This window comes from Novipirellula artificiosorum, assembly GCF_007860135.1.
Classification (GTDB): domain Bacteria; phylum Planctomycetota; class Planctomycetia; order Pirellulales; family Pirellulaceae; genus Novipirellula_A; species Novipirellula_A artificiosorum.
This window is the reverse complement of the sequence record NZ_SJPV01000001.1, coordinates 1091018-1105520: the sequence shown is the minus strand read 5'-3', so window position 1 is coordinate 1105520 and position 14503 is coordinate 1091018. Positions and strand designations below refer to the sequence as shown.

Below are 14503 nucleotides of genomic sequence, written 5' to 3'. Positions count from 1 at the left end.
CACCGCTCGGGCGTCATCGTTTTTTTATTGCTGTGTAGCGAGTTTTTTTTCAGGAGATTGGCCGGTGTCTTTTTTTGTTGGGATTGATGTCGGAGGCACCACTTCGACCGTTGCGATCGGGAACGACCGTCGCGAAGTCGTGCGGATCTCGGATCAGTTTGCGACCCGTGCCATCGAAGGCCCCACGGCGACCATCGAAGACATCGCGGTGAACCTCGAAAAGGAACTGAAGCAACTCGGCGGCTCGCTTTCGGACGTCAGCTCCACCGTCATTGCGACTCCGGGACCCGCGACGCTGGATGGGGTTTTGAGGCCAAGCCCGAATTTACGGCACCCCGAATGGGTGAATTGCGGGATTCGCGAACAACTTCAAACGCGGCTCTCGCGCGACGGTGGCCCCGTCCCGGTTTGGTACCTTGGCGACGGCCAAGCGGCAGCCTTGGGGGAATACGTCGTCCGAACAAAAAAGCTGGCGTGGCCGAGTGCCCCACCGCTTGATCCCAATGATCACCAACCGGATAACCTTGAATCATTGTTCTTTGTTGCGGTCGGCACCGGACTGGGCGGCGGCGAAGTCGCCGATGGCAAGGTGGTCCGCGGCTGCGAAGGACGCGCCGGACATGCAGGTCACCTGTTCTTACCCCACGATGCCTTTCGCTACGACCACGATCGCCAACTCAAAGTGGGCAACGCGCTGAGCACGGCCGAATCGGCGATCTCTTTGACCGCGCTGACGCATCAATTGGAGTACCGATTGGCGTTGCCTCAGTGGAAAGAGCATCCGCTTAATTTCCAGGAGGGCACGATCAAGGACAAGGCTCGCAAACTTCGTGAGTACGCGGCCGCGGGTGACGCGCTCTCGATTCAGTTGTTTGACGACCAAGCTGCGGCCTTGGGAATCGCGATGTTGGTCGTCAACTATATCGGCGACCTTGGGCTTTTGGTGATCGGTGGTGGTGTTTGTGATTTATCGGCGGAAATGCGCGAGCGTTACGCGAGAATCGCCGAAGAATCGTACAAGAAACACGCTCTCGACGGGTTCCGCAACCTGCCGGGCTTTGCCTTTTCGCAGTGTGGTGACCAAGCATCGGTGATTGGCGCGTTGGCAGAAGCGTATGAAACGGCCCAAGCATCCGCGTAGCCAAATGTGACCACCGTTTCCAAGCCTCCATCGGTTCTCAGCCGAATTTGCACCAACGCGCGACGTTTCTTTCCCCAAACGCTCGCGCGCCTCTTGCGACGCGGCCAGCCTACGCCTCATCACCATCCCGAGGACCACAGCGGCGATTCCGTTGGCGTGATCGTCCGCGAACTGCTCGCGGTTGCGCTGCCCTTGATGGTCAGTGCGGGCACCTTCTCGCTCGTCCTGTTCATCGACCGCACGCTATTGTTGTGGTACGACGGCGCGTCGATGAGCGCCTCGATGGCAGGCGGGAATTTTTTCTGGGTCTCGATCTGTTTGCCGGTCGGGATCGCCTCGATGACGGGCGCCATCATCAGCCAATATGTCGGCTCGGGCGAAGAACATCGGATCGGCCGGTTCCTTTGGCAATCGATCTGGCTCGCTTTGTTGTCGGCCCCGTTCTTTGCCCTGGTGGCCTACTTCGCGCCCGACTTGTTTCGGCTCAGCGAGCAACCTGATAGCCTCGTCCCTGCCGAAGCGACCTACTTGCGTCTGTTGTTAATCGGCGCAGTTGGGGCGGTTTTGGAAAACGCCCTGAGCGGTTTTTTTAGCGGAACCGAACGGACACGAGTCATCATGTGGGTCAGCTTGATGTCAGGCTTGGTCAACTTGGTCTTTGATTGGATCTTGATCTTTGGCGCTGGCCCATTTCCCGAACTGGGAATCGCGGGAGCGGCGATTGCCAGTTCCATCGCCTTTTGGTTTAAGGCCGTTTGCTTTGCGTTCTTGATTCTGTACTATGATTCCGCCGGAGAATACCAAGTCCGCCGCAGCTTCGGTTTCGATTGGCCACTGATCAAAAAGCTGCTGTTTTTTGGATTTCCAAGCGGTTTGATGTTCCTGACCGAAGCCAGCGGCTTCACGGCGATTGTCTTACAGATTGGAAAACTGGGTGACGTGCCGCTACGGGCAACCACGATGGCGATCAACTTTAACATGGTCGCGTTCATTCCCTTGGTCGGCGTGTCGATCGCCGCATCCGTTTTGGTCGGTCGCCATTTGCTCGAAACGGGACCCGCCAGGGCGATCAAGAGCGTTTTTGCAGCTCTCGCGATCGGCTGGATCTATTCAGCCCTTTGGTGCGTCGGCTATTTGGCATTACCCGACACGATGATGAATCTCTACGAACTCAACACACCCAGCGAGGATTCCGCCTTAGCGATCGAGATTGCTCGAGGACTGCTCAAGTTCGTCGCGATCTATGTGGTCGTCGATGCAACGCAGTTGATTTTGGCCGGCGCGCTGCGTGGCGCCGGTGACACGTGGTTCGTGCTGGGCACCGGACTAGCAACGTCCGTTTTTGCCTTTGGATTCGGCGTGATGTTTGAACCCGCCGAGAACCAATTGAATTGGTGGTGGTGGATGATCACGCTCTGGGTATGGATGTTGGCCCTGTTCATGGCCGCCCGTTTCACCCAAGGCAAATGGAAAACGATGCGCATGGTGTAGGGGAACCCGTGTCCCTCCGTCTTGGATACCATCCGGACGCTCCCGAAAACCAACCAACTGGACTGTCAGCACTGAATTTTTGATAGTGGATTTTAATAGTGGATTTCGCCAGAAATCCGTAACTCAAATATTCTTAGGGACTTCTGGCGAAGTCCACTGCGTCCCAACTCGCAGTTTCAATATTGACGGTCCACGACGTTGAAAAACTGGCTCATGCGGCGGAAGCGTCCGCAGGAGGTTTTCGAGGCATCTCTCCGGTGTCCAATCATTGCTGGCAGGAGCTATTTTCACTGGTTATCGTGCAGTTGCCGGGAGAAACGGAGTGGAGCTCTGCAGAGGTGCAACTTGACAAGGGATATCCCGGTCGACGGTGCGCCAAGGGTGCTACCGGTTCCCGGCGGACGACCGTCCGTCGGGGACTCTTTTCTAAGAGATCATTGGACACCGGAGCCATACCTCCAAAAAACCTCGAGTCTGCGTTCTGCGCGCTTCCGTCGGATGAGCGCAAAAACTAACCGGCCATCCGCGAAATCCGGTTGTGCGGCTGTGCCAATTCCTCGGCCGTTGGTGCGTAGCGGTACTGCATCAAGTACGCATCTTCGACCGTGTCTTCATAGAAGTCTCGCAGCACCGAAATCGCGCGGAAACCGATTTTCTTGAAAAACAGTTGCGCCTCGAGATTCGTTTCGCGAACTTCCAACATGATTCGGTTACGCCGTTCTTGCGACAATTTGCCGAGTAACTTGTTGACCATGGAGTTCGCGACGCCCTTGCGGCGAGCATCTGGATGAACCGCAAAGTTCAAGATGTGCAGCCGGTTCTTGTGCAATTCATAAATCATGAACCCCACGACTTGATCATCGATTTCGGCAACCATGCCAATGCAATTGCGTTGGCGAAGACAGCGAATAAAATCTTCTTCAGTCCAAGAAAACTCGAAACTCCGGTTTTCAATTCCCAGAACCGCCGGCATATCGCGACGAATCATCCAACGAATGTGAACGCTGACGGAAGCTTGCTTGGTATCCACGCTGGAGTCCTTTCCACCTGAATGAACGATTCCTCTCGAAAAAACACCCTCATGGCATCCCGTTCGAGCTTTCAGAAATGCGTCGCAACCAACGACGTGTTTCGGAGATTAGCAGATCACGGAAATCGGACCAAGACAAATTATGGGGTTCCCTTGTTTTTTGTTCGCTTCCGCCCCCGGATGCCCTGATTCCCCATAGATGAACATCATGGTCCCATTTGATATCCTTGTCTGCTATCTTGTAGGCTCGCGTCCGTCAATTCCCGGTTGGCTGTCCTCGATCAACTCGTTCCCAACCCAAGTATTTCCGCTATGGCGTCTGTTACCGACATGCATGTTTTTCTGATCGCGGACATCACCCGTCAAGGTTTGACGATCGCAGTGGCGGGAATGGTGATTGTCGGCTTAGCGCTGGCGTTTATCAGCCTGTTTATCGCAGCGCTACCGCAGGTTTTGGCGGCGATGGGACGTCTTTTCCCTGAACAAGACGACGCCCATGCCCGGCGAGGCCATCATGAGCGACTGGAGCCGCATGATGAGGCCCTGTACGCCGCCATCGGCTACGCCTTGCATATGAAACACCAAGAACAGTTGGCTTCGAAAGAACGTTAATGGATATATTTCTCGAATTTTGGAAGACAACCGGTTTTTCGGCCATGACGCTGGGTAATGCGATCATGATCGTGATCGGTATCGCCTTCATCACCTTGGCCATCAAGAAAGACTACGAGCCGCTATTGCTCGTGCCGATCGGGATGGGAGCCGTCGTGGGCAATATCCCGGTGGTCCAGGGGATGTCGATGAGCGTGTACGACGTGCATACGTGGAACTTTAGCGATGGCGAAATCGGTTACGTTCCCGGCAGTGTCCTGAGCTACATTTACTTTGGCGTCAGTTGGGGACTGTTCCCGCCACTGATCTTTCTGGGGATCGGGGCGATGACCGATTTTTCGACCATGTTGTCCAACCCCAAACTGGTTTTGCTCGGTGCTGCGGCGCAGGTTGGCGTGTTCTTGACGTTTCTTGGAGCGATCTACCTCGGCTTCACCTTGAAGGAAGCGGGAGCGATTGGGATCATCGGTGGTGCGGACGGCCCGACCGCAATTTTTCTTTCCTCAAAACTTGCTCCCGATCTGCTCGGCGCGATTGCCATCGCGGCCTATTCCTACATGGCACTGGTTCCGGTGATCCAACCGCCGGTGATGCGACTGTTGACCACTCGCAAAGAACGGCTGATCCGCATGAAGCCACCGCGAAACGTGTCGAAACGCGAGAAGATGTTTTTCCCTGTGGCTGCATTCTTAATCGCGACGTTGATTGCGCCGGGGGCGATCGTCTTGTTGGGCATGCTGTTCTTCGGCAACCTACTCAAAGAAAGCTTGGTGACCGAACGGCTTGCCAACACGGCTCGCACCGCGATGATCGATGTGGTCACCATTTTGCTGGGATTTTCCGTTGGAGCCAGCACTCAAGCCGATACGTTCTTGCGTCCTCAATCCTTATTGATTTTTGGACTCGGGGCGCTTTCGTTTGTTGTCGCCACAGCGGGTGGCGTGCTATTCGCCAAGTTCATGAATCTGTTCTTGACCGAAAAGATCAACCCCTTGGTCGGAGCCGCAGGAGTATCAGCCGTTCCCGACTCCGCTCGGGTGGTCCAAATGGTTGGCCAACAAGAAGATCCTCACAACTTTTTGTTGATGCATGCGATGGCACCCAATGTTGCCGGTGTGATCGGATCTGCGATCGCCGCCGGCGTGTTGTGGGCCGTGTTGCCTTAGCGACCGAATCACACTCAGAGAAACGTCCCTCAGGTGCTTGCCTGATTCATCCCTTACGAACCGACTCACTCGCCAGACAGTTGGTTTGGCCTACAATTTTTCACAGCAGGAACGCAACGTGTCGAAGAAACAAGTCAAGTTCATGTGTACCGCGTTTCGCGATGGATTCCAGAGCGTGTACGGTTCTCGTGTCTTTACCAAAGATTTCTTGCCCGCGGTGGAAGCAGCCTGTGATGCGGGAATCGACTGGTTTGAGGCAGGCGGTGGCGCACGGTTTCAATCGCTCTATTTCTACTGTAACGAAGACGCGTTCGCGATGATGGACGCATTTCGGGCAACCGCTGGCAAAGATGCCAACCTGCAAACGTTGGCGCGTGGCGTGAATGTCGTAGGACTTGAATCGCAGCCGAGTGATATTATCAAATTGCACGCGGACCTGTTCAAGAAACATGGCATCACATCGATCCGTAACTTTGACGCACTTAATGACGTCAACAATCTGATCTACAGCGGCCAGTGCATTGTCGACGCTGGACTAAAACATCAAGTCTGTGTCACCTTGATGGAATTACCGCCGGGATGCGAAGGTGCCCACGACGCTTCTTTCTATGCCAGAACCTTGCGTCAAATCCTGGATGCGGAAATTCCTTTCGATTCGGTTTGCTTCAAAGATGCATCGGGAACGGCCGTCCCCTCAAAGGTTTATGAAACGATCAAAGCGGCGCGGAAGATGTTGCCCGAGGGAACGTTCATTCACTTCCATACCCATGAGACGGCGGGCGTCAGCGTGCTCGCCAACAAGGCCGCACTCGATGCGGGTGCCGACGCGATTGATTTGTCGATGGCACCCTGCAGTGGCGGCACCTGCCAACCCGATATCTTGGTGATGTGGCACGCACTGCGCGGTAGCGAATACGACTTGAACGTCAATTTGGATAAGGTTCGTGAAGCCGAGGCTGTCTTCAAGGATTGTATGAGCGATTACTTCTTGCCGCCCGAAGCGACTGCGGTCGAACCGCTGATTCCTTGGAGCCCGATGCCGGGCGGAGCGCTGACCTCCAATACGCAGATGCTGCGTGACAACAACATCATGGACAAGTATCCCGAAATCATCGCCGCCATGAGCGATGTGGTGCGGAAAGGTGGCTACGGCACATCGGTGACGCCCGTTTCGCAGTTCTACTTCCAACAAGCGTTCAACAACGTCATGGTCGGCCCTTGGAAGAAGATCGCCGAACCCTACGGCAAGATGGTGCTTGGCTACTTCGGCAAAACACCGGTCGAACCCGATCCCGAAATCGTCGCGCTTGCTAGCCAGCAATTGAACCTGCAACCGACGACACAAAAGGTCCTTGAGTTGAACGATGCGGATCCGGATAAGGGGATCGAGCCGGCCAAGGCATTGCTCGAAGAAGAAGGATTGCGGATTACCGACGAAAATATCTTTATCGCAGCGACCTGTAAGGAAAAAGGAATCCGCTACTTGCATGGAAAAGCGGAAGTCGGCGTGCGAAAGATCGACAAGGGCGCCCCACCGGTGGCGCAATCGGCCCAAAGCACCGCTTCGGAAGACGCATCCAGCGCAAAACAGGGACCGTCGGAATACACGGTCACGATCAATGGCGAAGATTTCTTTATGGCGTTTGAAGGCGACATGGTCACGGTCGATGGCAAAGTCTATCGGGTTGCCCTTCGTCCCGAAGAGGGAAAAGGCAACGAAGGGGGTGCGAAAATCGAACCCTCCACCGCGTCAGAAGCCAACAGGACCCAAGTGATCGCTCAGATGCCCGGCGTCGTCTTCAAGGTCATCGTCGGGCCTGGCGACAAGGTACGCGAAGGCGATCCGATCCTGATTCTCGAAGCGATGAAAATGGAGATGGAGGTTTCCTCTCCGGTCAACGGAACGATTGCGGAAATTCGCTTCCACGTCGGCGACAAGGTTGCAACCGGCCAGGTCTTAGCAACGATCCAATAGGATAAAAACGACTCATGTTGTGCGCGGAAGGCAAGCTTCGCTCCGCGATCGTCAACCGTTGGCTCGGCGTATTCACCGAAAAATCCCGTCTGAAACGACCGAGTACGATCTACCGTGCTCGGTGTGGCGAGTCCACTCGCCCCGAGGGGAAATGGACTTTCAATCGAGGCAGCGTTTCATCGTGCAAGCCTTCCACGCCCGATGATGCACCTTCCTTTTCCCCCACGTCCTCCCCTTCGCCCGCGCCTTTTTCCGCGCCCGCGTCTTCCTCGGCGCTCACGTCTTCTACTGCGCCTACGTCGGAGGCTGGGATCGGATTGGGATCGACAACACGCGGTTTAAAGAAGCGACCCAGGGGACCCGCCAACAAAGCCGGCAACAAGACCAAGTCCCCCACCAAAGCCGCGCCGAGCATGACCAACATCAACACTCCAAATCGCTGTGTCGGCGTAAAAGTGGAAAGTGCAAATACAAACAACCCGAGTCCGCCGACAATCGTCGTTTGCGTCATGGCTGGACCGACGCGCCGGTAGGTTTCGATCACCGCTTCCACGCGGCTAAGCCCCGCATCCAAATTGGCTCGGAACCAAGAAAGGAAGTGAATCGTGTCGTCCACGGCGACCCCCATCGCCACCGATGCGGTCATCATCGTGCCGATGTCAATCGCAATGCCCCGGTGGCACATGACGCCGAACACCAAGAGCACCGGAAAGACGTTTGGAATCATGGCGATCATTCCTGCGGTTGCACCGTAGGCAAAGTTGCTCGGCGAGAACCACCCGAATGGAAAACGTCCCGGATTCAAAAGCAAGGTCATCACACCCGCAATCAGCACGAAGGCCAAGGCAATGGACTCGACCAAGCTAAACAACAAGGTTCGCTGAGCCTTGTAGACGACCGGGATCGCTCCGGTGTAAACGACTTGCAATTCACCGGAGCCTTCAACATCCGGAACGTTGCCGTCGATCAAGATCGGTGTAACCGACTTGGCATAGATGGCTCGAGCATCGATAAATCGAGGAATCGCTGTTCGCGTTGCTTCATCGGGCGTCTGGTCGCCAACCCAAACAACGGCATCAAAATTGTTCGCGATCGCTTGCTGCCACTGCTTCGAGTCTTGCGTAACGTTCGCCTCGGCCATCCATCCTGGCGTTCGCATCGGGACTCCGGCGAGTAGTTCGCCAAGGGTCGCGAGATAAATCTGTTCCGCGTCAAGGGTTTCGCCGTCCTCGGCAAGCAACTTAGCCTGGTCGAGCGATTCCGGGCGTGAATGGCCGATGATCAAGAGACGCGTTTTAGCAGACAAACCGACCGCGTTGCCTTCCGCATCGCGTGTCATTGCCGCAAGGATGGCCTCGCGTGTGTCATAGGCTCGCAGGACTGGCTCGACGGCGGTTCGCAACGTAGAAATGAAGCGTCCGTAGTCGACATCCGAAAGTGCCCCGACGCGTAAACTGATTCGCCACAACTCGCTACCAGCAAAGGGGCCCTCTTTTTCGATCCGGATGTAGTCGCTATCCAACAACTCCGAGCGGGAAGCCAACAATCGACGGTTGAACGTCGATCGACGGCTCGTCCAACGGTACTCGGGTTCCGGCAAAGGGGGCAAAAACGTATCGGCACTCAACGTCTGGCCCACCACATCGGTCCCGGTTTCACCCAAGGTCCGCCGCACGACCGTCGTGATCCGTGACACCGCCTCGGCACGCTCGAGCATGTTGAGCGACGTCACCGTATCGGCCGGTTCGACGTTATCCGTCAACTCATTCGCTTCTTCTGCAATCTCTGGCAACGGAGGCATGCGGACGATCATTTCCATCGGCACCAGTTTGCCAAAATGGTCTTCAAGCCATGCATAATCACGGATGATCCGTGATTCGGTATCGAACAGCTTCAAAAGTTGCACCGAAGTCTTGATGTGCCGCAGTCCCATGGCCGCTGTAAACAGCACCAACAAACAAACCGTTGTGACCGCGAGATGGTGCGAAGTGATCCATCGCCCCGCCGATGCCCATGCCTCGGCGAATGCACTCTCCTCCGCTCGATCAGCTTGCCCAACCTTTTCCTGCGAAGCGGACTTTTCCGAAGCCTTTTTACCTTCCTTTGCGAAATGAAGTGAGGGCGGAAACGTTTGCAATGCAGCGGGCAAGTAAGAAAACAAAACACCCAGGGTCGCCATCACCCCGATCGCCGAATAGAGCCCAAAGTTGCTGATCGGTGCCAGGTTGCTGGTGAAAAGAGAGACCAACCCGATCGCCGTGGTCAGCGACGCGAGCGTGCAAGGAACGACCGCATGGCGAATCGCTCGCCCCGCGGCACCGCTTGAACCACGATGGCGAACCTCATCGCGATAGTAGTTGACAACATGAATCGCACCGGAAAGTCCCATCACGTAAACCAGCGACGGCATGCTCATCAAAATCGCATCGACCTTGCCCCCGGTCCACCAAACCGTCGCCATGCTCAACATCGCTGCACTACCACCCACCACAAACACCATCACGGTGATCTTGATACTGGTGAAGCAGAGGTACGACAAAACGACTCCAACCAACAAGCTGTATCCAAGCAGCCGAATCAGGGTCACCGTGCCTTCCTCATCGATCGCTAAGTTATCGACCGGCGGCCCACCAAGATGCAGCGTTGGCATTCCCGCTACCGATTCGACCGGTTCGCGGTTGAAGGGAGGCGGTGCAAGCGAAGGTGGCGGAGCGGGATGAATGCCCGATTCCTCGGCCAATTGAAGCAGCCGGCCTCGCGGGCCTCCCGCTGCACCACGCCCCAGCACGTACGGCAGGTTCTCTTTCGCAATGTCGGTCAAGGTGACCAAAACACAACTCAAACGCGGGGGGGGCTCGATCGCAACCGCATCAAAAACCGCATACCAGACGTCGGCTTGCTCGTCGATCGGAGCCGCTTGAAGCTGCTCGATCGATCCCGCGAAACGAGTCTCGACGATCTCACGGAGGGTCTCGGAAACCGTCAACTCAAAGTCGTCACTTAGCGTTTCGCCAACCTCCTCAGGGATCGCTGCACGAAACGACTTCGCCGTCCAATCAAACTGGGGCGGTACCGCAGGGGCAAACATCGTCCCGGTCAATCGCTTCATGGCCAAACGACGGGCAATCGTCGGGCGACTTGCAGGGTCGATCAACTCGATGGGCCAAAGCGGCCCCCCTTCGGACGCTAACTGCTCTGCGATCGAGCCACCGGTTTGAACGGTGTGAAAAAGCGGCGCGCAAAGGAGGGTCGGATCGTTGTGAAAGGGGTTGCTCTGCTCATCATCAGGTTGTTGCCCGAACGCTGTCACAAAGGTCCCATCGAGTTCATAACGACCGAGGCTGCGTTGGATCGACCGAACCAAGGATGCCGGCCCGGTCATCGATCCTTCCCAACGATAAAACCGACCGTCGGGCGTCAAGTAAAACCATGTCCCCTTGGCGGCACGAACCCATTTCTCTTGCTTGCCACCCCAGTTATCAAATTTGCGTCCCGTATTGAGCAGCTCGAGTTTTTTACCCAACTCCTTCGCGCGTCGGTAATCGTCGATGTCGTCGGGGGGTAGCTTGCCCGTCGGATCGAAGGCGTCGGATTCGTGAAGCAATTTTTGTTCGAGCAACTGCAACCGCTGATCGCCGCTGGTACAGCCTGGCCAGGTCGCCAAGACAAAACTCTCCCCAACGAAGTGGCTACCAAACCACTCCAATTCGGCTGTTTCAGGGAAGTCGCTTGGCAACCAATCTTTGATATTATTCTGTTTCTCTCCCAAACTCAGCCGTGCGGCGCGAAACACCGAGGGGAGAAAGAAAAAGAAAGCCATCAAGATCAACAGCGCATACGAGACCCGTGCAGGGCTACGTCGCTCGAGAAAAGGCGGCATGGACAACTTGGATCTCGGGGGTTTTGGGCGCGTTGGTTTCCGTGTTCAAGAAACCAACAGGCAATATAAAGGCTACCAACCGAAGCGCCGATGGTCCACTTCACATCGACCGCTGCCATGCGAACGACGGTCATAACGCCGCCGGATATGCCGATCACGGTGTCTTTGCGGCGTCGGAGTCGTTGCAACGGCTTCCGTGCAGGCGATTCTTCTCTCGGTTAGGCCGAACCGCAGCGCCAACGGGCCCCCTCGTCGAGCATCGATTGGACTGCCGCCTCGACTTTCGACGTGATTCGAGACGTTTGGCCCTTATCCTTACGATCACCCGTTACCGCGATCGCGTCACCGAACTGAACGCGAACACTCCGCTCGGCCTTGATTGATGCGGTGGACCGCCGCAGGATATCCTCTTCGAATTTGTCCAGGGTCTCGGCCAACCGTTCGATGGACGGTTCCGCCTTCACATAGTCACCCGGATAGCTGAAGGATTGAACCACGAGGAACATGTCTTCCAAGTCGTCATTCAGCTTTGCGGCCAATTCCGACGAACAGTCGTCCGATTCAAGCTGTTCGATAATCGTGCGTCGCACCGCCTTGACCCGCTCCGGTACGGAACTGCTTCCCGCAAGAATTCCGTGACGTGATTCCACCTGGCTCAGGATGTGATCGCCAAGAACGCGAATGCGTTCGGGCAGCGGGCCGCGACTTGCATGGTCAAAGTACTCGAGTTCTTTGACAGCTAACAAGGCTTCGGCAAACTGATAGACGCGTTGGCTCAGCGGCCGACCGGTTCGCCGTCGCCAAAGAATCGCCTCTTCAAGTTCACCCATCGTTTCGACGAGTTGATCGGTCGGATCGTCTTCATAGCGATAGGTCATCGCACAGGGGACACAAACAATCGGCCGTTTCGATTTCCTCGCGGCGGACACTGCGATCGCAGCGGCTCCTTCGCGAAACGGAGTCACTCGGTCATTGCAGTGATAGATTTCTCCCTCAGGAAAAAGAACCAACGGCTGCTTCTTCTCTTGCAGAATTCCTGTGGCCAATCGAAACGCACCAATGTCGTTCGCTTCACGGTCCACGCTAAAACAACCATGACATCGAAGGAGTTGCTGAGTCAGCCAGGGTTGTCCGTCAAAGACGTGCCACGTCGCCATCACGTAGAGCGCCGTCCCGATCCGATCGGCCGCAGCATAGATGATATACGGGTCGGCGTGGCTGGAGTGGTTCGGCATCAGCAGCACGCCACTGCCAGCATCCAACTGGTCGCGTACGATCGATTCGCCGACGACCGAGACCCGATTGATCCTCAACTCCGACCATTGACGCCTCTTTCGCAGCGGACGTAACCAATCGACTAACCACGGATTCAACTTGGGCTTCCACACACTGGGTGCAAAACGCATGCGATATCGATTCATTCGCAGTTCGCTTGGTTCGAAAAGAGTGAGAACAACGTGTGACTACAGTACCTTGGTCATTCCCGGCATCGCACACGGATAGACTCCGTCGGCATCCGGAACCACTGGGGGGGTGCCGTCCCAGGCGTAGCGGTCGGGCTTCAAGTCAACCTCTGAATTCAAGGCATCCTCCCATTGAACGACCTTACCACTATAGGTTGCCATCCGTCCCATGATCGCCGTCATCGTGCTGATCGCTCCGTACTCCGCTTCATTGAAAGGCAAGTCCTTTCGCACCGCGTCGAACAAGCAATCATGCTCGCTCTGATAGGGGTTCACTTTTTCGCCCCTATATTTCCACGGCTCCGCACCCGCGATCTCGATCACGCCATTGCGATTGTCCAGCATCGCCGAGCCCTTGGATCCCTGAGCATGTTCAGACATGCTACTAAAACACCGAGGGATGTGCCGACATTGGCTGTGCATCTTCGTTCCATCGGCATAGGTGTATTCGACGAAATGATGGTCGTAGATCTCCCCATGCTCTCGCCCGTTTCGCCACATTCGGCCCCCCATCCCGTTGCACTCTACGGGATGACCACCAGCCATCCAATTGCAAATGTCGATATTGTGAATGTGTTGCTCGACGATGTGATCGCCGGCGAGCCATGTAAAGTAATACTTGTTACGCATCTGAAACTCCATTTCCGTTTCGCCACGACGCGGATTTAATTGGCCCGCGGATCCCGAATTCCAGTAGCACCGCATCGATTGAATCGGGCCAATCGCACCGCCGTGAATTCGATCGAGCGTTTCGAGGTAGAGCGGGGAATGGCGACGTTGCAAACCCACCCCCACCTTCAAGTTCTTTTGCTTGGCGATCTCGTTCGCTGCCAAGATCTGGCGGACGCCCGCCGCATCACAGGCAACCGGCTTTTCCATGAAGACGTGTTTGCCTTGCTCAACCGCATACGCATACTGCATCGGGCGAAAGTGGGGAAAGGTCGTCAAAATCACCACGTCCACACCGCTGTCGATGGCCTGCTTGTAGGCATCCCAACCGACAAACTGTCGCTCCGGTGCAACGTCAATTTGATTCGCAAAGCCGTCGTGCGCCTCGCGATCATAGCGTTGTTCTTGTCCCTTGGTTAAGACCTCGAGACTTGTTTTCAACTTGTCTTCAAAAACATCGGCCATCGCCCATAACTTGACCGGACCCGCCGTATTGAGGGCTTGCGATGCCGCCCCCGTGCCTCGACCGCCACAACCGACCAATGCGACTTTGATCGTTTCGTCACCCGCAGCATGGACGCTCGGAATGGCGCTGGCCGAAAGTGCAACGGCGCCGGCAGCGACGGAGGTTCGTTTGAGAAAATTTCGTCGTTGAGTGGGCATTTCGGTCATCGGTAGGCCTTTCATTGGTGGGAGCGACACACACATCCGCGGAGCAGCGATTGCAGTGGGGGGGAAGATGCCAGCGGCAAGTGCGAATGATTATAGCCAAATCAGGGGCGGGCGGAGGTGTCCTTTTCGCACACCGATTGCGGACCGACTACTTGGCTCGATCACGCTGCTGCTGCCCGCTCATCCCCAGCCCTTCTCTCCCGAAAAGACGTCGCGCCGCGGGGCGTTGGACCGTGATCCGTGCCCATCGTTCATACGCCGCCAAACGACGACCGCGTCGCTGAAATGCTTGGGAATACTTGGATCATAAATTCATTAGGTTCTATATTTAGTCCTTATCGCATATTTAAGGTTTTACTGCTTCCCTAAAAGAAGATAGTGCCTAGAATGGGGTTGCAGGCAGT

General features: G+C 55.9%; 9 protein-coding genes. 5 read left to right on the top strand and 4 right to left on the bottom strand.

What is annotated here, in order from left to right:
- Nucleotides 1–64: 64 nt before the first annotated feature.
- Nucleotides 65–1141, top strand: coding sequence for an ROK family protein (locus Poly41_RS03880; RefSeq protein ID WP_146524559.1), 1077 nt, complete (start codon nucleotides 65–67; stop codon nucleotides 1139–1141).
- A 6-nt stretch (nucleotides 1142–1147) separates the two neighbouring features.
- The gene (locus tag Poly41_RS03875; protein WP_231615378.1) at nucleotides 1148–2632 is read left to right on the top strand and encodes an MATE family efflux transporter; all 1485 of its coding nucleotides are present in this window, start codon (nucleotides 1148–1150) and stop codon (nucleotides 2630–2632) included.
- A 511-nt stretch (nucleotides 2633–3143) separates the two neighbouring features.
- Here the strand turns inward: Poly41_RS03875 and rimI are convergent.
- Entirely contained in the window at nucleotides 3144–3620 is a 477-nt protein-coding gene (gene rimI, locus Poly41_RS03870; RefSeq protein WP_146524975.1) for a ribosomal protein S18-alanine N-acetyltransferase, read from the bottom strand.
- Nucleotides 3621–3974: 354 nt separating this feature from the next.
- Between rimI and Poly41_RS03865 the strand changes: the two genes are divergently transcribed.
- From Poly41_RS03865 to Poly41_RS03855, 3 genes are all read left to right on the top strand, one after another.
- Nucleotides 3975–4274: an OadG family protein gene (locus Poly41_RS03865; RefSeq protein WP_146524558.1), complete on the top strand. Its 300-nt coding sequence runs from the start codon at nucleotides 3975–3977 to the stop codon at nucleotides 4272–4274.
- Nucleotides 4274–5440: a sodium ion-translocating decarboxylase subunit beta gene (locus Poly41_RS03860; protein WP_146524557.1), complete on the top strand. Its 1167-nt coding sequence runs from the start codon at nucleotides 4274–4276 to the stop codon at nucleotides 5438–5440. Before Poly41_RS03865 ends, Poly41_RS03860 begins: the two co-directional genes overlap by 1 nt.
- A 118-nt stretch (nucleotides 5441–5558) precedes the next feature.
- Complete coding sequence (locus Poly41_RS03855) at nucleotides 5559–7415, top strand: biotin/lipoyl-containing protein (RefSeq protein ID WP_197231047.1); 1857 nt, start codon at nucleotides 5559–5561, stop codon at nucleotides 7413–7415.
- Nucleotides 7416–7524: 109 nt separating this feature from the next.
- Here Poly41_RS03855 and Poly41_RS03850 read toward each other — a convergent pair whose 3' ends face one another.
- The 3 genes from Poly41_RS03850 to Poly41_RS03840 all read right to left on the bottom strand — a co-directional run bounded on the left by Poly41_RS03850 (nucleotide 7525) and on the right by Poly41_RS03840 (nucleotide 14099).
- Entirely contained in the window at nucleotides 7525–11295 is a 3771-nt protein-coding gene (locus Poly41_RS03850) for an efflux RND transporter permease subunit (protein WP_146524973.1), read from the bottom strand.
- A gap of 218 nt (nucleotides 11296–11513) precedes the next feature.
- Nucleotides 11514–12716 carry a lysophospholipid acyltransferase family protein gene (locus tag Poly41_RS03845; protein ID WP_146524556.1) on the bottom strand — a complete coding sequence of 401 codons (1203 nt, stop codon included), beginning with the start codon at nucleotides 12714–12716 and terminating at the stop codon, nucleotides 11514–11516.
- A 42-nt stretch (nucleotides 12717–12758) separates the two neighbouring features.
- On the bottom strand, nucleotides 12759–14099 hold the full coding sequence (locus Poly41_RS03840) for a Gfo/Idh/MocA family oxidoreductase (protein WP_231615376.1): 1341 nt from the start codon (nucleotides 14097–14099) through the stop codon (nucleotides 12759–12761).
- Nucleotides 14100–14503 lie beyond the last annotated feature (404 nt).